Genomic DNA, 18814 nt, shown 5'->3' with positions numbered 1-18814 from the left:
CGCGACGTTGAGCAGGCGCGCACCGTCCTGCAGTCGGTCGAGGCGCCCGGCCTCCCGTGCGGCATCGCCATCCACGGGTCCCTGCCGTCGGCGCCCTCGAACGTGGCGAAGACGGCGACGGGGAACTCCCGGCCCTGGAAACGGTGTGCCGTTCCCACCCCCGCGAGCGGGCCGCCGCCGCTCTCGGTCTCACCGGCAGGTGGATACCTCGGGGACCGAGGGGAGGAAGCGGCGCCACTCGGACGCGGTGAGCGGATCCCCTCGTGTTTCGCACAGCCGGGCGGCTGTGGCGTCCGCGTCGGTGTCCCACAGCCGGACGGTGTGGTCCTCGCCCCCGGCCGCCAGCGTGGTTCCGTCGGGGCTGAAGGCGACCGCGTACACATGGCCGGTGGCCGCGGTGAGGACCGCGTTCAGGTCGGGAGCCCGGGGGTCGGAGACGTCGAAGAGCCAGACGGTCGTGTCCGTACTGCCGGCGGCCAGGGTACGGCCGTCCGGACTGAAGGTGACCGAATAGACGTAGCTGGTGAAGCCGGTCAGATCGGGGCCCACCCGCACCGGACGGCGGATGGCGCGGACGTCCCACAGCCGGACGGAGCGGTCCGCGCTGCCTGCGGCCAGGGTCGAGCCGTCGGAGCTGAAGGCGACCGACCACACGTAGCCGGTGGGGCCGCGGAGGGTGACCAGCGGGTCCGTCGTCTTCCCGGACACGTTCCACACGCGCACGGCGCGGTCGATACTGCCCCCCGCGATGTGCCGCCCGTCCGGGGTGAAGGCCACCGACAGCACCGCGTCCGTCGCCCCGGTGAGAGTGCGCAGAGCCCTGACCTGGTCCGGTCTGCCGGTGTCCCACAGGCGTACGGTGGCGTCGTCGGCCCCGCTGGCCAGTACCGTTCCCTTCGCGTTGAAGACCAGGGACTCGACCGTGCCGCTGCTCGCCACCCGGAACGGCCTGCCGCGTGCGGTCAGTTCGCCGGTGAGCGTGTAGGAGAACAGACGGACCAGGCCGTCGCTGTAACCGACGGCCAGGATCCGGCCGCGCGGCGAGAACGTCACCGACTGGACGAAGGTGTCGCCGCCCGGTGTCCAGGACCGGCCGACGCGCTCGTGCCGGGCGAGGTCCCACAACTGCAGCTCCAGGGTGCCCACGGCCATCAGCCGGCTGTCGGGGCTGTAGGCGAGGGCGTTGACCCCCTGTGCCGACGCCAGCACGGGGGAGGGCAGTGACCACAGCCGGATGACGCCGTCCGAACAGCCGGTCACGAGCGTCCGCCGGTCGAACCACGCCACCGACGTCACCGCTCCCGGGTGTGGCAGGGTGGCGGCGTTGTACCCGGCCGCGCGATCCCACAGCCGTACGGCGTCGTCGCTGCCCCCGGTGGCGAGCATCGCTCCGTCCGGACTGAACGCCAGGGCGTTGACCCAGCCGTCGGCCTTGTCCTCGGGTGAGGCCGACCGTCGTGGACGGCCGGGGTCCGAGATGTCCCACAGGCGAATGGTGCGGTCCTGGCTGCACACGGAGAGGAAACGACCGTCCGGGCTGAAGGCGACCCCCAGAGCGGGCCCTTCGAACTTCCCCAGCGTCGCCAACGGGACCGTACGTCCGCTGCCGTGTGTACGCCACAGCCGGGCACTGCCGTCGCGTCCGGCGGCGGCGATCATGGAGCCGTCCGGGCTGAACGCCACCGACTGCTGGTAGTCGTCGCCGCGGTACACCACGGGTGTGCCCACTGTTCCCGCCGAACGTGCGTTCGGCCACAGTCGTACCGTGTGGTCCGAGCCCGCCGCGGCCAGACCGTTCCCGTCGGGGGCGAACACCAGCGCGTAGACGGTCGCGTCCGGGCTGCCCGGCAGATCGGGCAGCGGGTGCGGACGACGAGGATCCGAGACGTCCCAGCGATGCAGCAGCCCCTTGCCGCCGCCCGCCACGAGCGTGTTGCCGTCAAGGCTCAACGCGACGGCGAACACGGCCAGTTCATCGGAAACACGCAGCCTTGTCAGCGACCGGGGCCGGGTACGGTCCGCGGTGCTCCACAACCGCACCGAGCCGTCGGACGAGCCGGCGGCCAGCAGGGTGCGGGCGCTGTCGAAGGCCACCGCCTGGACCAACCCGGTGAAGCCGGTCAGCCGTGTCGCCGAGGGAGAGGCCGAGGAGTCCATCAGGCCCGCGCGCGCTTCCTGGGTTCGTGCCGTCCGGTAGGCCGCCAGCGCGAGCTGGGCGCTGACGGAGGGGTCGTGCTGACCGATCCGGGCCGCTTCCGACGCCAGTTGGCGTGACTCCGCCTCGGCCCGGGACCGGTCGGCCCGGTCTCGCTCCCGCTGCGCGTACAGGGACAGCCCGCAGGTGACGAGCAGGAGCGCCACCGCCGCGCTGAGCAACTGGTACAGCCGCCGTGTGCGGTTGCGGGCGGCCCGGCGCTCCTGCTCCTGGTGGTGCAACGAAGCTTCCAGGAAGGCGCGTTCGTCGGCGTTCACAGCGTGGCTGTGGACGGCGTCGGCCGCCCACTCACCGGTCAGCGCGAGAGCGGTGCCGCGCAACAGCAGACCGGGGTCACGCTTCGCGTCCTTCCAGTGGTGTGCGGCCTCGGTCAACCGCCGGTGGATCCGTAGCCCGGCATGGTCCGCACCGATCCATTCCCGTAATCGGGGCCACGCCGTGAGCAGCGATTCGTGTGAGATCTCGACCGTGTCGCTGTCGGCGGTGATCAGCCGCTGCTCGACGTATGCGGCCAGGACGGCGGTGGGTTCCCCGGCCTGTGGACCGTCCGTGTCGAGCAGCTCCGCGAGGTGAACCCGACGCCTGGTGGTCAGGGCGTCGTCGGAGACGTTCACCAGCCGGAGGAAGACCTGGCGGGCGATGTCCCGTTGCACGTCGGAGAGATCGGCGAACACCGTTTCCGCAGTGTGGGCGACGGCGTCGTGAATGCCGCCGCTGCTGCGGTAGGCGGCGACAGTGAGGCGACCGCTGGGCGCACCCTGCCAGGTGGCGAGCAGGGCGTGGGACAGCAGGGGGAGTGCACCGGGGTCATGGGCGGCATCGCCCATATCGGTGCCGTCGCCCGGTGAGGAGCGCGGAGTCAGGTCGCGCAGCAGCAGTTCCACCAGGCCACTCTCGACCTCCACCCCGGCCTTGTGGGCCGGTCCGACGATGGCCTGGCGCATCTCGTCCTGTGCCAGGGGACCCACCACCAGCTGCTGGGTCTGCAAAGCCTGGGCGAGCAGCGGGAACCGGAGGGCCTGTGCATAGAAGTCGGCCCGCAGCCCGATGACGACGAGACCGGGACGCGGACGGCCCAGCAACTCCATGAAGCGGGCGCGTTCGGAGGGTTGCGGGCACATGGTGAACAGCCCCTCGAACTGGTCCACCACGATCAGCGGAGCGGGGTCGTCCAATGCCTGCAGCAGGGCGGTCAGTTCGTCCGTCGGGTGACTGCCCGGAGTCATCAGGACCACAGGGCGGGCACTCTCCCCCGCTCCGGCGTCGCTCCCCAGCACCCCGCGGCGGACCGCGGGAATCAGCCCGGCGCGCAACAGCGAGGACTTACCGGAGCCCGAGGGGCCGACCACGGCCAGTAGACCGCCTCCGGACCCGGCAAGCACGCGTAATCGCTCGACCAGCGTGGCCGTCAACTCGTCCCGGCCGAAGAACCACTCCGCCTGTTCCTCCTCGAAGGCACGCAGTCCCCGGTAGGGAACAGGCGCGTCGGCCCGTGGCCGACCCGGCGCGATCCGCAGCCGCACCAGCGCCTCGTGCCAGTGTTCCAAGGCGTGGGGATCGTCGACACCGCAGGCGAGAAGGATGTCGGTGAGCAGTTTCGTCGCCCGTACCGGTGGCAGATGGCGGCCCGAGAAATAGTCGCCGGCCGTGCTCGGCGCGATACGTACCACGCGGGCCACATCGCGCACGGTGAGCCCCGCGCGCACGCGTGCCTGAGTCAACTGGTGGGCGAAATCCGAGACCGATCCGATCGTTCCCGGGCCGGACTCCTCGTGGTGTCGATGGCGTCTGCTGTGCCCCTTCGGCATCCGTCCCCCCGACGGTGTCCGGGCCGGTGGCGCAGGCCGTGGCCCTGTCCGACTCTGTCCGACCACTGTCGGGGATCGTCCGGTGTTTGGGCAACAGGCTGTCGTCCGCCCAGGACCACGGGTTTGCTCATGTCCGGAGGCCGCCGCGCCGCCCGGTGCCTGGAGGGGAGCCTTGCCGGGCGGTGGCGGGGGTCACGCAGGACTCGACCAGGACGGAAGGGAGGGGAGAGCATGCACAACGCCCGTCACAGCGGGGCTGCCGATCCGGAAGAGCCCGACGACATCCGTTGAGCTGCCGGCCGGTCGTCCGCCTCTCACCGGGGCATCAGCGAGGACACACCCGGATCGTCTCGGAGAGTGGGCGCCCACTCCGACAGCAGCCCGGGCCGCAACATCCCGGAGAGTTTCGGTCCCCGCCGATGGGCCGTCAGATCGAGCCATTCCAGCACCGCCCAGGCCAGCCTGGGCTGGAGGTCGGCCACGATGTCCGGCCAGCCCCAGCCCCGTACCCGCAACGGGCTCGTCGGCTCGGGTACCCGGATGAGCAGGGTCCGATCCGCAGGCCGCGCGCTCAGCACCGTCTCGATCCTGTCGTACGCGCGCAGTTCCCGTGCGACCCATGCCCGCGCCTCCGCGTCCCCGGCGGTTTCCGAGCCCGTCCGGCGTGAGGCCCACCAGCGCAGTGTCGTGTCGGACGGCCGGACGGACACGACGTGGGCCGGCAGCCGGCGTAACTCGTCCAGCGCCAGCTCGGCGTCGTGTCCCTGCCCGGCGAAGACGTAGGGACGCGTCAGGATGACCGCGGGCCAGGGATCCCCGGCCGTCGATCGGGTGCGCAGATGCCTCATCACGGACAGCCAGGCCTCCACCCGACCCGGGACCGGGCTCCGCAGGACCGGCAGGAACAAACCGTCGGCGACGATTTCCTCGCCGGACCGGGGCAGGACGTACTCCAGCCCCAGCGCCTCCGCGAGCAACGCGGCGGCGCCCCCTGCCAACGGGCGATGACCGATCACGACGATCGGCGGGATCGCCCGGTCGGCCCACTGTCTGGCCGCCGCCGGAACGGGTTCCCGGCGTACTCCGGCGATGCGGTCCTGCACGAGCAGATGGCGGGGCCGGTATCCGTCGTCCGCGTCCAGCCAGAGTCGCGCACCGGGCTGGCCCTGCCAGCTGTACTCGCCTCGGTACTGCAGCGCCCTCTGGGCCAGCGCGGTCAGTTCGAGCCGCACCGACCAGTAGTCCGGGTGCTCGGCCATCTCCTGGCGGCGGGCCGCGGCCAGCGTGCCGCGCAGCAGTCCGCCGTCGGCGAGGGCGACAGCCCGGTCCAGGGGCAGCGGCCGCACCCCCGGTCGAAGATGGAACTCGGCGACGTCCATGAGGGCGCAGCTGTAGCGGTCGCCCGACTCGACCGCCGACAGCGACACCGTGTACCGGCGGGCGCCGTCCTCGTTCGTCAGAACCGCCGCTGCGGCGGCCGCCGGGGCGCGGTCGAACCATGGCTCCGCCGCCTCCCGGGCGAGTTGCCCGGCCGCCGTGATGCCCGTACGCAGCTGCCGCACCAGATGGAGCACGCTGGGGTCGGCCGCCTCCTCGGGGGGCAGCCAGCCCAGGTGCGCGAACACCTGGGCCACCGGAACGTCGGCCAACCGGGCCAGACGGTGCACGAAGTCCGGCTTGGGTTCCCTCGTGCCGTTGATCATGGACCTGACCATGGAGTCGGACAACTCGTAGTCCGGGTAGGTCGTGCGAAAGGCACCGACCGCTGCCATGGTCCCGGAGATGCCGCGCTGGTGAAGGGCCGCCAGGCACAGCTCGATCCCGGCGGGAGTCCCCGATCCGTTGCGCCACTTCGTCATCCGCCGTCTCCTCGGTCGCGGCCACCGACCGGAGACTAACCGTGCGCCGGATACAACGATGCCCGATGCGGACACAAACGTGCCTTGCCGCAGTTCGGCGGCAGCCGCTTCAGTCGGAGGGACACCATCCGGCACGACCCATGTGAAAGAGGACAAGCGAGTGAACACCTTGCGCAGGCGCTTCGGTGTCGTCGTGCACGACGTACGACGTGGCCGCCACATCGAGGCGTACGTGCTCTTCCTTCTCGGCCTGGTGCTCGTCGGACTGGGACAGTTCGATGTGGTCGACAGCCGGCGTCTGCTGCAGTTCACCGCGGCCGCCTTGGCGTTTCTCGTCTTCCGTACGGCAGCGCCGTCGGAGCCCGGGCCGGCCTCGGCCGATGACGTGCTTCACAAGCGGGAGGACCTCGGTCCGCTGCGAACGCTTCTCGAACACGCTCGGGATCTGCGGGTGTACGGGCCCACCGCGATCAACGTCCTGGCCGGCGCGGACGATCTGAGGCGGATGATCCTCCAACGCGGGGGAACCGTCCGGTTCGTCGTCCTCGATCCTTCCCGCGAGGCCGTCACCGACGCCGCCGTGCAACTCGACGACAACCTCGACCTCGAACTGGCGCTGCGCGGCTCCCTGCGCACCCTGCGCCGCCTCGAAGGCATGCCCGGGTTCGAATTTCGCCGGCTGCCGTTCAACCCGGGCTTCAGCCTGCTCATCGTCAACGGCGACAGCCCGGACGGCATCCTTGTGGTGGAGTTCCACGGTTTCGGCGACCGCACGATCAACGAACGCATGCATCTGCTGCTGACCCGCCGTACGTCCCCGCACTGGTACGACTACTGGCTGCACCGATTCGAGGCGGTCTGGGAGGCGTCCCTGCCCGGTTCCACCGGTTCGACGTCCGACGACGTCGACCCCGAGACGGTCCCGCGGTGAGCGCCCCGGACTCCGTCGTGGCCGACGCCACGGGGCTGCTCGCCGGGCTGCGGCCGGACCAGGTGCTGCTGTGGTCCGGAGCCGGGATCTCCGTCGAGGGACCCACCAGCCTGCCGAGCGGCCCGGAGCTGACCCGGCGAGTCTTCGACACCTTCTTCGAAGCGGGCGCTCTCGCCACGGTTCTGACGTACCACCAGGTCGTCGGCCTGCGCACGAGTCCACTGTGCGCGTACGACACCAGCCTGCCCGCCCCTCAGCTGCCGAGGCTCGAGACGGCACTGGACGCCGCCGCGCGCGCCCGTCCGGACGGCTCGCCGGACACCTTCGACATCCTGGACGACGTCAGGAAGGCGGCGCCGAACCGGCTGCACGCCTTCGCGGCCGACCACATCGCGCTGGGCGGCCGCCACGTGACCGCCAACTTCGACACCTGCATCGAACACGCCTACGAAACCCGGCAGGGAAGGCCGGTACCCGACGGAGCGGTCCACCACTTCCACGGCTCCTTCGCGCATTCGCCCGACAGCAGGGACCTCGGCGCCACCCTGAGCCGCATCCAGACCGGCTTCCCCGAGGAAGAGGCGGAGCACCTGTACCGGCTGTTGCGCGCTCACCGGGCGGTGATCGTCATCGGCTACAGCGGCAGCGACTACTTCGACGTGGACCAGCTCGTGGCCCGGCTCCCGTCCGACGGACTGCGCGGACTGCGCCTGCTGTGGGTCATGCACTCCGGACACCCGGCGCACGTGCCGGACCAGGACACCGTCCCCCTCCAGTCCCTGCTGCGCAAGGCGGGAGCCGACGTCCACATCGTGTGCGGCCGCACCGATCAGCTGCTGACGCAGGTCGCACGGGACTGGGGCCTGCCGGCGCCGGCCGATCCGCTGCCCCGGGCCCCGGCGGATCCGCAGCTACCGGTCACCGACGCGGAACGGCACCGGGCCAGCTTCCTGCTGTACCGCTCGCTCGGCCTGCACCGCGAAGTCCGCAGACTGCTGCGCGCGGGCGGTACCGGCGCGGACGACCCGGTCGAACAGCGCGCCGTGCGTTCGCAGTTGCTGTGGGAGGCCGGCGCCTGGAACACGCTACGGCGGATGTGGTGGCACGCCCCCGCCGACGGGCCCGACCGGCATGTGCGGGCGGAGCGCATCGGCGCCTGCCTGTGGGCGCAGGGGCGACTGTTGCCGGCCTGGCTGTGGCTGCGAAGGCAACGCCTGAAGGTCGTCGTCGACGATCCGAAGGGCATCAGGGATCCGGAGGCGTACGCCCTGGAGGAGACCATGAACCGCGTGATCGAGCACATGCACCGCACCCCTGACCTGCGCTTCCTCGGACGCCGACTGCTCACCCGGATGCCCGCTGCCAGGACCCACGACGGCACCGGTCCCGACAGCGACAAGCAGCAGCGCTACGAAAACGCCTTCCGCGCACTCCAGGACGTCCGGGACAGTCTCGACGCCCTCCGTCGCGGTGCGCCACGGGCCGACGACCGTCACGCCGAGCAGTCCTCCACGTGGTTTCGGGAGTCCGGCGATCTGCAGGGGATGCTGAGCTACCGCCACCGCGTCCTGCGCGACGGTTACCCGCCCGACGAACGCGATGTCGGTGACGAGGCGCTGCGGGAGAGTTACGGGCAGCTCCTCACCGCCAACCTCTTCCTCGGCTCGACGGCGGGCGCCTGGCGCACCGCTCTCCTGCCCGGCGCGCACCGGGTGTTCAGCACGCACGAGTACCTCTTCGCCCTGGCCACTCTGCAGTACGGCTGGTGGCACCGGTTCCGGCTGCTCGCCTGGTATCTGCCCCGGCGTCTGAGGCATCGGTCGAGTGGGCGCGTCGCCTCCACGTCCGGTCGGCGGGGACCGGTACACGCCATGCGACGGAGGCTGCGATGAGTCTCACGGCACAGCAGACACGGCACTTCAGGGACAGCGGATACCTTCGCCTGCCGGACACCGTCCCGGCGCCGCTGGCATCGAGACTACGAGGGCTGGTCCGCGACGAGACGGCCGTGTCCCCACCCGGGGCGGACGCTCCCGGAGCGCAGCCCAAGCTGTACCGGCTCTACCAGCGCCATCCGGAGCTCCTGCACGAGCTGATCACCCTGCCGCAGCTCGTCGCACCGTTGTGCTCCCTCCTCGGTCCCCATGTCGTCTACGTGCTCAACCGCCACAACCAGGCGGCCATCAACCGTCCGGGAACCGCTGAACCGCGACTGCATCGGGACATCCTGCAGTGGACGCGTGGCCTGGTCACCGCTGTCGTGTACCTGGAGGAGTCCACGGTTCTCAACGGCTGTACGCATCTCGTTCCGGGCTCGCACCACCTGCCCTTGGTCGGGGTGCCACAACCTGACGGCGGAGGCACCTGGATGGACGAGCACGCCGAGTTCACGGACCTCCTGGACCAGGCCCTGCCGATCCCCATGTCGGCCGGTGGAGTGCTGCTGTTCGACGCACTCGCGTTCCACACGGTCAGCGCCAACACCAGCAACCACACCCGGATGAGCCTGGTCCTCGGATTTCGCAGCGCCGACGAACTCGACCACGACCCGGACCACAGCCGTCAGGTGCTGGTGAGCGGCAGTCACCTCTACCGGGGAAACGACCGGCCGTCCGGGCAGCGCTCCGGAGCACTGCCCGCCCTGATGCCCCCGTCGCCGCGAGACATGGTCCCGGGTGGCTCGGACTGCTTCGGCGCGCGGCGATGATCCCGGCCGGCGAGGAGACGACGCGGGACGGGGCCAAGCCGACGGCGATTGTCACGGGAGCAGCTCGCGGCCTCGGATTCCACCTGGCCGACGAACTCGCCGACCGTGGCTTTCGTACCGTATGTGTCGTACGGAACCCCTCCGACGCCGTACGGCTGCGCGAACTCGGGGACATGGTGCGTCCCGTCGTGGGCGATGTGACGGACGTCGCCGTGGGACGGAGCGTCGCACGGGAGGTGGGGGACGGGGCGGTGGGCCTTCTGATCCACAACGCCGGGGTCGGCCACCCGCCGCAAAGGCTGCGGGAGTTGGCCGTGGACGATGTTCTGGACTCGTTCGTCACCCACTGTCTGGGTCCGCTGCGGCTCACCCAGGCGCTCCTGCCCGCCCTGCGCCGCTCGCCCTGCGGCACCGTCGTGCACGTTTCCTCCCGGTGGGGCTCGTTCGCCGCCGCCGCGAAGGACGACGGCCCCGATGGCAAGCACTACGCCTACCGGATCGGCAAGGCCGCGCAGAACATGATGAGCCTCTGCCTCCGGCAGGAACTCGCCGGTCTCGGCATCCGGGTCGTGGCGGTCCACCCCGGTGCGCTGCGCACCGCCCTGGGCGCTCCCGACGCACACGACACTCCCGCGACCGCCGCCGCCGATCTGGTGCGACTGCTGCTTACCGATCCACAGAAAGGGCTTCCACCCTTCACGGCGAGAGCGGGTGATCCGCATCCTTGGTGACACGACCGATGCCCTGACCGCGTCGGCCGGGACGTGCGTTCCGGCCGCGCTGCCTCTGGAGAGGCTGGCGGACATCCCGGTGACCGCGTGGGAACTGGGCAGGCGGCTCACCGTCCCCGGACATGTGCGCCGGGACCCTCTGGACGAGGCCGGCTTCCGCTGCGGTTTCCTCGCACCGACAGGGGAGATCGTCGCGGTCCACCGCGACCACGGACTGCGAGTGCTGGCGGCCGGACGGCACTGGGAACGGTGTGCGCCCGACGTGACGTTTGCCGCCGCCGACCGGGACGGGATGGTGTTGACGACACCAGCGGGGATGTTCCTGCGCCGGCCGGACGACACCGATACGGCGTTGCTCGCCCCCCGTGACCTGCCGCCCAGGGCCTGGCCACCGGCCGCCGCCGGGGTCCTGGGATCCGGCGACCTGGTGGTGGCCCTGCCGCTGCTCGGTGAGGTACTGGTCCTGACGGCCGAAGGCCGCCTCCGTCACCGGCTGGGCGCGGCGGAGGGGCTGGAGGAGCCCAGGGGGGTGTGCGTCGACCCGGACGGCGCCGGCTTCCTGGTCGCCGACGCCCGTGCACACGTCGTACTCCACGTATCGACCGGCGCGCGGTCGCCCCGGGCGACCCTTGTCCACGGCCGGCCCGGCAGGGCGGGCAAGGGACCGGGAATGCTCAACGCCCCCCGCTGGGCCTCCTTCACCCGCTCGGGCAGCGTGCTGATCGCGGACACCAAGAACAACCGGGTCGTGGACGTCGCCGAAGGTACCGCGTCCCGTACCTGGGGCAGCACCGACGCCCACGCGCAGTCCACGCTCAGGCTGTGGCACCCCAACAGCGCGCAGGAGGGCCCCGACGGGACCGTGCTCGTGGCAGAGGGCCGCGGTGACCGGCTGCTGCGGCTGGGGGCGGACGACACCTGCACCGTGCTGCTGGGGCGGTGCGACACGACGGCCACGGAACTGATCCAGCCCCGCGGCGCCCACTTCACCCACCGGGGCACCGTGATGGTCGCCGACTGCCACAACGACCGCGTGATCGAGGTCACGCTCACCGGAGTGGTGAAGCGCGTGCTTCCCGGCCCCCACGCACCGGACTCTACGCCGGACGCGGCGCTGGACTGGCCCCGGTTCGCGACCCCCGTCCCGGAGGGCACGCTAATCGCGGACGGACGTCGCCGACGGCTGCTGTGCCTGGATCACGCGGGCTCTCCCCGCTGGCAGTTGACGGCGTGGCGCCCGCGGGGGACGTCGGATCCCGTCCCGTTCGCCGACCCGCACCACGTCGTGGTGACGTCCGGGTCACCGCTCGAACTGCTGGTGACCGACAGCGCGAACGGGACCGTCACCCGGATCGACCGGCACGGCGAGGCGAGCTGGTGGCACGCCGGTCTGTCCGATCCGCACATGGCCCTGCCCCTGCCGGACGGCGGTGTCCTGGTGTCCGACACGGGTGCCGACCGGCTGGTGCGGATCTCTCCGGACGGTCGGTGCGGCACATGGCTCGGAGCGGAGGAGGTACGCGCCCACACCGGTGCCTCCCTGCGGCAGCCCCGCGCGATGGCGCGTCTGAGGAACGGTGCCCTGCTGGTCGTGGACACGGGTCGGCACAGGGTCCTGCTGATGAGTCCCGACGGTGCTGTCCGCTCGCTGTCCCCGCTCCTCGACAGCCTCGTGGGCAGTCTGTTCTTCCCGCGGCACGTGGATGTCGACCGTGACGAACGGACGCTTCTGCTGAGTGACTTCGACAATTCCCGTCTCGTCCTCGTCGATCTTCCTTCACTTCTGGAGCTGCTCGGTGGCTGAGCCATGGACCATGGATGTTCCCGCGTGGAGGTCCGGCACGCCGGTACCCGCGCTCGGTGGGTTCGCCGACCGAGGGGTGCGGTACGCCGACAAGTTCCGGACGCGGGACGGGTGGGTGTACAAGGCCGTGGGCGACCTGCACCCCGGCAACGGCGTGCTGGTCGTACCGGACTGGGCGCCCGTCGACGACGCGCCGCGGCGCGGCTACGAACAGCGCGACGGGCTCGTGAAAGTGCGTGATCACCGCTGGCCGGACGGCACACCCGCGCGACGGCGTCTCCCTTTCGTCGACGTGCCGTTCTACGGACGACGCTTCGAACTGCTCGCACCGGCCGACATCGAGGCCACCATCGTGCCCGAGGAGGCGGGCCGAAGGACGATCGCACATTCCGGATCTCGGCGTGAGCGGCTGGTCGCCGAGCTGCTCGTCTCGATGACCGAGGCCGCCGGAGTGAACCCCGAGCAGGTCGGGCTCAACGGGTCGTACGCTCTCGGTCTGTCGAACGAACGTTCCGACGTCGACCTCGACGTCTACGGTGCCGAGGCGGTCGCCGCGATGACGCGGGCGATTCACGAACTGCTGACCTGCGCCGACTCGCGCTGGCAGCGGCGCTGGCCACCGGACGAGCAGACCAACCTCTACTACGTCTGGCGGGCCGCCTATCCCACCGTGTCCTCGCACCGGATGTACGCCGCGTTCGAAGCCGGTCGCAGAAATCGGTTCAACCTGCGATACCGGGGCGTGCGCGTCTCGGTTTCCTACCACTCGCGCGGTCGCGGGGAACTCCACCCGGAGGCGCCACCCCTGCGCGGGCCGCTGGGTGCCGCTACCGGGGTGCGCGGTGTTCTCGTCGAGGACGGTCCACCGGGGCACCTCGACCTGCCCGCGGTCTTCCGGGTGAGGGATGTGGTGGCCGGCTCGGGGCTGAGATGCGCGACGGCCACCGTGGTGAGTTACTCCAAGGCGTTCGGCTTCTGCCGGGACGGAGACGAGGTGGAGTTCACGGCCTGCCCGGTGGCCGGCGACGACGGACCTTACCTGGTCATCCCGTCCTACGGTCCGCGATGGCCGGTGCGGCCCCTGCCGATTCCCGAGTGAACCGATCCTTCGACGGGAGGCCCGGATGGGCGTCGCATCCTTGCTGGTCCGGTGGGTTTCAGCCGTCCGCCGACTGGTCCGCCGCTTGGTAGCGTGCCCCGGAGACGGCGGTCGAGGTCCGGCCGGCGGGGCCGAGCGCGGGGGAGCCGGCCACGAAGACGCGGTACATCGTGCGTGCCTCACCCAAGTGCTCGTGATCCTCCGGGGCGATGTGCGCGGTGGCCCGGTTGTCCCAGATCGCCACGTCACCCGTGTCCCAGTGGTGCCGGACGGTGAACTCCGGCCGGGTCATGTGGGTGAACACCAGATCGAGGATCCGTCGGCTCTCCGGCGGCGACAGCTCGTTGATGTGACTGGTGAACGCCGGGTTCACGAAGAGGGCGCGCATGCCGCTCTCCGGCAGCACTCGCACGACGGGGTGATGTGCGACGAGCCCTGCAGCCGCCGCTGTCCGCGAAGCGCTGTCGGTGACGCCGAAGGACACGTATCCCACCAGGTAGCGGTGTTCGGCCGTCAGTTCGTCCAGAAACCGCCGCAACGGCCCGGACAACTGCTCGTAGGCGGTGACCAGGTCGGCCCAGGTCGTGTCGCCGCCTCGGGACGGCACCTCTTCGGCCCGCAGAATGCCGAAGGACGGCGGGTCGACGGCGGCGGTGATGTCGGCGTGCCAGCCGGAGAGGTAGTCGGGGGTGCGCCAGCGGGCGCGGTGGTGTTCCTCGTCGTTCGTGGGCTGCCGGCCACCGGTGACCAGGCCGTGCACGAACGGGTGTCCGGGTACTGGCTCCTGCCATGGGTGGGCCGGAGCGAGCGGGCCGAACTGACGGGCGAAATCGGTCTGTTGTCCGTGCGTCAGGGACTGCCGCCGGAAGAAGAGGACACGGTGGCGCCGCAGGGCCAGCCGGAGAGCGGTGAGCGTGATCGGGGTCAATGGGCCGTCCAGGCGCACCCCGGAGACGTCCGCACCGAAGTGCCCTGTGATCGGCGATACGACCAGTTGCTCTCGGGATTTCCCCGTGGGGGATCGATCGGAAGCGCGATCCATGGATTGTTCCCCTCCCTGCGTCATGTCGTTTCGTGGTCGAATTCCACTGAAGGGATAATTGCTCATGCCTGGTGCGGACGTCCCGCGAATAGTCCTGGCGGGGCTCGGTCCATATGCCCGGAAGCTGTACTATCCCCTTCTCGAACGATACCAGTCGGCCGGGCGGCTCACCATAGACATGGTCATCGACCTCGAATCCCAGCGACGCGTCGTGGAGAAATACCTGGCGGCGCGTTCCGTTCAGCCGAGGCGTGTCGTTCTGGTGGACGACGGTCTGGATTCCGAGTCCCTGGCGACTGTTCTGGAAAAGGAGGATGCGCTGCGCGGAAATCCTGCCTGGGGATGCATTGTCGCGACCGAGCCCCGAGCGCACCGAACCTATGTCGAGTGGGCGGTCCGGCAAGGAATGCACGTGTTGTTGGAAAAGCCGGTGACGGCACGGGATCTGCGGACGGACGGGCCGGACGAAGCGCTGGGTCTCGTGGCAGATCACCACCATCTGACCGCGCTGGCAGAGGAAAAGGGAGTGACCGTCGTCGTCCAGGCGCAACGACGGGTCCACCCGGCCTACCGACTGGTGAAGGAAATCCTCGGCGACATCGTCAGCGAGTTCGGCATTCCCATCACGTACATGGATATTCATCACTCCGACGGCACATGGAACATGCCCTGGGAATTCGTCTCGCGTGAGGGTCATCCCTACAAATACGGCTACGGCAAGCTGTTGCACTCCGGCTATCATTTTATCGATCTGTTCTGCTGGTTGACCGAGGTGAACGAGAATATCGGGCGCCCGCCGGATCGGCTCGGTCTTGACGTTTTCGCGGTGGACGCACACCGTGTCGACGCGCAACTGACCGAGGCCTCCTACGAGCGGCTTTTCGGCAGGGATCGGTGGCAACGCCACAGCGGTCTTCCTCGGCCGGCTTCGCTGCCCGTTCAGCCATGGGGGGAGACCGACGTGGTCGTGCTGGCACGGCTCATGAACGGCTCGGACGTTTTGACGACGGCGGTTCTCTCGCTCCTGCAGTCGTCCTTCTCGGGGCGGTCCTGGCTGGAACTGCCCGAGGACACGTACAAGGGAAACGGGCGCATCCGGCACGAGCGGGTGACGATCCATGTGGGACCGCTCATGGCGATTCAGGTGCACTCCTACCAGGACGGGCTGCTCGACGGGTCGAGTCCCTTCCAGGTCGTGATCTACCGAAACCGTGAGCTTGTCGGAGGCGAGGCCGTCACCCGTATGACGATGCGATCGGGGGCGGAGGGATCGGCTGTGGCATCGGACAGTCTGAACAACCGGGCCCGCGAAGAGATCCTGGAGGACTTCCTGGCCGCGGACGGTCGTCGCAGCGGACTCGCGCTGCATCGGACGACCGTCCGAGCCGTCTCGGCGGCGGTGGCGGGAGTCGCCCGGTTGGCGCAGGGGGGATCGGGCCGCTCCGTCGTGGCCCTGGATGCCTCGGCGAGCGAGTGGTACCGCCCGCAGTGACGTGTTCAGGACGGCAGGGACCCAGTGGCTCCCCGCCCGGAGCTCCGGATCATCGCGACCGGCGTATCGCCAGGCACCCCGCCTCCGGTTCCCCGCGAGGAACCGGCCGGGCGGGTTTCCTGCCTCAGCGGGCCGCCGCTCCCCTCAGGAACTCCGCGAGTGTCCGCGTCAGGGTGTTGTGGGCCGGGGCCGCGAAAAGCGGGTCGAGGTGGTTCATGCCGGTGTCGGTCTCGTATGCGGCGTACGGGATACGGGAACCGGCCACCACCCTGCGCGCCGCCTCCTCGATCGTGCCCTTGGCGTAGCTCGTCCCGAAGGCGTACAGGGGGGACGTCGAGACGGTCGGCGTGGAGCAGGCGCAGGCCCAGTGAGCGGGTGAGCGCCGAGTCGGTGTAGGCGTCCGTGACGTCGAGGCCGACGGAGAGCCGGGCGGGCCAGTACCACTCCCAGACGGCCGGCACCGGACCGGCGTACGCCGCCGCGACCCGGCTCATCGGGGTGATGCCGGCGTCGACCCAGCCGCGTACGTCCCCGCTGTCGGCGAGGTGTCCGGAGTGCACGGTGATGGAGTTCGGCCAGCCGAAGCCCGCGTCCACGAAGAAGCCCAGCAGGCCCGCGTTGGTGACGGTGTACGGCAGGCGCAGGGCGTCGGGCAGGCGGGGCTGGAGGACGGAGACGCTGTCGGGGTCGTGGAGCGCGTAGTGGCCGGCGAGCTGGTACCAGATCTGGGTGCTCTCCGCGCGGCTGCCAAGACCCACGCCGCTCAGGGTCAGGTCGAAGACCGCCCCGGCGTCGATGGCCGCCAGCCGCTCCCGTACCTCGTCCGGCGAGTCGAGGACCGGCTCGCCCGTCCCGTCGAACGCCCCGAGCACACCGCCGTCGACGACCACGAGCCCCGCGACGTCCCGGTAGCCGGGGCAGCCGTCGAAGTCCCAGGCCGCGTACGCCATCGCGGTCGTCGCTCCCCAGGAGTGACCGCCGAGCACCACGCGTCGGCCACCGCGCCCCGCCGACCGGACGACGGCCCGGAGATCGTTGAGCGTCAGGGGCAGGCCCCAGTGCGCGGCGAAGGGGGAGACGGCCGGGTCCTGGGTGCGGTAGTGGCCGTCGAGGTAGTGGGTGAGGGGGTCGGGGCCCGTGAATCCCGTCCGGTCGGCGAGGTTCTCCTCCCGCCGGTCGAGGGCCCACACCTGCAACCCTGGCACGGCCGCGACCAGGTCACGGGCCAGCAGCCGGAAGTCGTTGGCCGCCCCGAACATGCCGGGCACCAGCACGAGGACCGTGGCCGCCGTGTCGGGGCCGACCTTGAGGACATGCACCCGGTCCGACCCGGCGGGCCCGCCCCCGGCGCCCACGGCCACCGGCACATACGGCTCCGGGCCGACTGCCTGTCCGCCGGCGCCCGGTGTGCGTCCTGCGGCCAGTGCGGATCCGGCCCCCGTGCCGGCCACGGCCAGCGCCACACCGCCGATCATCCCGCCCAGCACCGCACGGCGCGGCAGACGGCTCGTCATCTCACGTACCTCCAGGGAGAGTTGGTCGAGACCAGCTTCCCTCCCACCCTCGACGGCCCACGCACCAGGGGTCACCTGCGCGACTCCACGGCGACTCCTTGGCGGGCCCGCTGTCTGCTGCCCGCTGTCAGTGCGCGGACGGGCGTTGTAAACAGCTGCGTCGGGGGCGGGGACGCGAGGGTGGTGGTCCGCTCCTCGGTCACCCGGTCACCCGGTCGGCGGTCGGGGCCAAGTCGGGACGCAGGTCGGTGCGGTCCGACTCGGCCGAGGTCGGTGACCGGGTGGTGGCGACCGTTCCGCCCAGTGCCCCGACCGCTCGGTTGCCGTCTGAGCCCGGCCGGCGTCCGTCTCCGGTTCGCCCTCATCGTCGCGGCGGCCGTGCCGTGCGACCGGACGGCCCGTCACCGCCCGTCCGCCGCTCCCGTCGTCTACAGCCGGGCCCGGGTTCCGGTGCCCGTCCTGGCTCTGTCGCGCACCCGGCGTACGAGGTCGGTGGCGGCCTCCGGCCACTCGGCGTGGTCGAAGGTGAAGCCCGCGTCGAGGAGTCGGCCGGGGACGACCCGGCGGCTCTTCAGCAGGAGTTCGGTGTCCGAGCGAAGCGCGAACGCGCCCAGCTCCGCCATCCACCGCGTCGCGGGCAGGCCCACCGGAACGCCCGACGCGGTGCGCAGCGCGTGCATGAACGCACGCTGCGGGACGGGATGGGGAGCGGCGAGGTTCACCGGTCCGGTGAGGTCGTCCCGGTCGGCCAGGAACTCGACGGCGCGTACGAAGTCGTGGTCGTGGATCCAGGACACGTACTGCGCGCCGCCCGCGACCGGGCCGCCGAGGCCGAGCCGGGCCAGCCGCAGCAGGACGTCGAGGACACCGCCGCGGTCCGGGCTCATCACCATGGCCGTCCGCAGGGCGACCTTGCGCGTGGCGGGGGTCGCCGCCTGCTCCTGGGCCGCCTCCCACGCCTTGGCGATGTCGACGCTGTAGGCCCAGTAGTCCGGCACGCCGGGTTCGGAGCCGCCGATGACACCGGTCGCCTCGTCGTTCGGGGCGTCGAAGCGGTGGGCGTACACGGTGGCGGTGCTCATCTGGAGCCAGAGCAGGGGAGGCCGCGCGGCGCCCGCGATCGCCTCGCCGACGACCCGGGCGGAGTGCACGCGCGAGTCCATCATGGCCCGCAGGTTGGCGGGCGTGTAGCGGCAACTGACGCTGCGGCCCGCCAGGTTGATCACGACGTCGCTGCCGTCGACCGCCTCGGTCCAGGGGCCCAGGGTCTCGCCGTCCCAGCCGATCTCCCGGTCGTGTGCCGGCCGTCGGGTCAGGACGGTGACCTCGTGACCCGCGGCGCTGAGCGCGCGGTTCAGGATCCCACCCACCTGACCGGTTCCTCCGGGTATGACTACCTTCACGGCTCCCCCTAGGGCTTGGAACGTGGTGGTGTGAGAGTAGCGCAGATATTTGAACGCGTTCAAAATGTGCCCGGGAGTGCCGTCGGCAGGCCGTCCATGGCGGCTACGCGGTGACAGGAACTGTGGGTTCGATCTGAGTGTGGGGGCCGGAGTTCGACGGAGAGGCGTTCCGCGTCACGCCTCCGGACCGGGAACTCGCAGGTCGGGTG

Annotated in this window: 12 protein-coding genes; 7 read left to right on the top strand and 5 right to left on the bottom strand. The window is 70.8% G+C overall.

All coding sequences use genetic code 11. The features are described from left to right. Positions 1-189: 189 nt before the first annotated feature. Together ACW4TU_RS10120 and ACW4TU_RS10115 are read right to left on the bottom strand one after the other, a co-directional pair. The gene (locus ACW4TU_RS10120; protein ID WP_457426780.1) at positions 190-3936 is read right to left on the bottom strand and encodes an nSTAND1 domain-containing NTPase; all 3747 of its coding nucleotides are present in this window, start codon (positions 3934-3936) and stop codon (positions 190-192) included. Positions 3937-4337: 401 nt separating this feature from the next. Beyond that, positions 4338-5882, bottom strand: a complete 1545-nt coding sequence (locus ACW4TU_RS10115; protein ID WP_457426778.1) for a hypothetical protein — start codon at positions 5880-5882, stop codon at positions 4338-4340. Between the two features lie 160 nt (positions 5883-6042). On the opposite strand from ACW4TU_RS10115, the gene ACW4TU_RS10110 reads away from it, so the two are divergent. From ACW4TU_RS10110 to ACW4TU_RS10085, 6 genes are read left to right on the top strand one after another with little or no spacing between them, the layout of a single operon-like run. Continuing rightward, positions 6043-6813, top strand: coding sequence for a hypothetical protein (locus ACW4TU_RS10110; RefSeq protein WP_457426776.1), 771 nt, complete (start codon positions 6043-6045; stop codon positions 6811-6813). Beyond that, positions 6810-8705, top strand: coding sequence for an SIR2 family protein (locus ACW4TU_RS10105; protein ID WP_457426774.1), 1896 nt, complete (start codon positions 6810-6812; stop codon positions 8703-8705). The genes ACW4TU_RS10110 and ACW4TU_RS10105 overlap by 4 nt, the downstream gene beginning before the upstream one ends. Continuing rightward, the gene (locus tag ACW4TU_RS10100; RefSeq protein ID WP_457426772.1) at positions 8702-9520 is read left to right on the top strand and encodes a phytanoyl-CoA dioxygenase family protein; all 819 of its coding nucleotides are present in this window, start codon (positions 8702-8704) and stop codon (positions 9518-9520) included. The genes ACW4TU_RS10105 and ACW4TU_RS10100 overlap by 4 nt, the downstream gene beginning before the upstream one ends. Beyond that, a complete protein-coding gene (locus ACW4TU_RS10095; protein ID WP_457426770.1) occupies positions 9517-10251 on the top strand; it encodes an SDR family NAD(P)-dependent oxidoreductase in 735 nt (244 codons plus the stop codon). The genes ACW4TU_RS10100 and ACW4TU_RS10095 overlap by 4 nt, the downstream gene beginning before the upstream one ends. Further along, positions 10232-12055, top strand: a complete 1824-nt coding sequence (locus tag ACW4TU_RS10090) for an NHL repeat-containing protein (RefSeq protein WP_457426768.1) — start codon at positions 10232-10234, stop codon at positions 12053-12055. The genes ACW4TU_RS10095 and ACW4TU_RS10090 overlap by 20 nt, the downstream gene beginning before the upstream one ends. Before the next feature lie 10 nt (positions 12056-12065). Then, on the top strand, positions 12066-13154 hold the full coding sequence (locus ACW4TU_RS10085; protein ID WP_457426766.1) for a hypothetical protein: 1089 nt from the start codon (positions 12066-12068) through the stop codon (positions 13152-13154). 58 nt (positions 13155-13212) lie between these two features. Here ACW4TU_RS10085 and ACW4TU_RS10080 read toward each other — a convergent pair whose 3' ends face one another. Continuing rightward, positions 13213-14196, bottom strand: coding sequence for a TauD/TfdA dioxygenase family protein (locus ACW4TU_RS10080; protein WP_457426764.1), 984 nt, complete (start codon positions 14194-14196; stop codon positions 13213-13215). Between the two features lie 178 nt (positions 14197-14374). On the opposite strand from ACW4TU_RS10080, the gene ACW4TU_RS10075 reads away from it, so the two are divergent. After that, positions 14375-15688, top strand: coding sequence for a Gfo/Idh/MocA family oxidoreductase (locus ACW4TU_RS10075; protein WP_457426762.1), 1314 nt, complete (start codon positions 14375-14377; stop codon positions 15686-15688). A 5-nt stretch (positions 15689-15693) separates the two neighbouring features. Here the strand turns inward: ACW4TU_RS10075 and ACW4TU_RS10070 are convergent, their stop codons facing one another. After that, positions 15694-17202 (bottom strand): alpha/beta hydrolase, encoded by a 1509-nt coding sequence (locus ACW4TU_RS10070; protein ID WP_457426760.1) that lies wholly within the window; start codon positions 17200-17202, stop codon positions 15694-15696. Positions 17203-17630: 428 nt separating this feature from the next. Continuing rightward, on the bottom strand, positions 17631-18605 hold the full coding sequence (locus ACW4TU_RS10065; protein ID WP_457426758.1) for a TIGR01777 family oxidoreductase: 975 nt from the start codon (positions 18603-18605) through the stop codon (positions 17631-17633). Positions 18606-18814: the final 209 nt, after the last annotated feature.

It is taken from the genome of Streptomyces kryoterrae (assembly GCF_054072135.1).
This window is presented reverse-complemented; position numbering and strand designations above follow the sequence as displayed.

Bases quoted from the DNA above. Each gene is read 5' to 3' on its own strand.
- ACW4TU_RS10095 (WP_457426770.1), top strand. From the start codon at position 9,517: ATGATCCCGGCCGGCGAGGAGACGACGCGGGACGGGGCCAAGCCGACG.
- ACW4TU_RS10075 (WP_457426762.1), top strand. From the start codon at position 14,375: ATGGTCATCGACCTCGAATCCCAGCGACGCGTCGTGGAGAAATACCTG.
- ACW4TU_RS10085 (WP_457426766.1), top strand. From the start codon at position 12,066: ATGGATGTTCCCGCGTGGAGGTCCGGCACGCCGGTACCCGCGCTCGGT.
- ACW4TU_RS10100 (WP_457426772.1), top strand. From the start codon at position 8,702: ATGAGTCTCACGGCACAGCAGACACGGCACTTCAGGGACAGCGGATAC.
- ACW4TU_RS10115 (WP_457426778.1), bottom strand. From the start codon at position 5,882: ATGACGAAGTGGCGCAACGGATCGGGGACTCCCGCCGGGATCGAGCTG.
- ACW4TU_RS10080 (WP_457426764.1), bottom strand. From the start codon at position 14,196: ATGGATCGCGCTTCCGATCGATCCCCCACGGGGAAATCCCGAGAGCAA.
- ACW4TU_RS10070 (WP_457426760.1), bottom strand. From the start codon at position 17,202: ATGACGAGCCGTCTGCCGCGCCGTGCGGTGCTGGGCGGGATGATCGGC.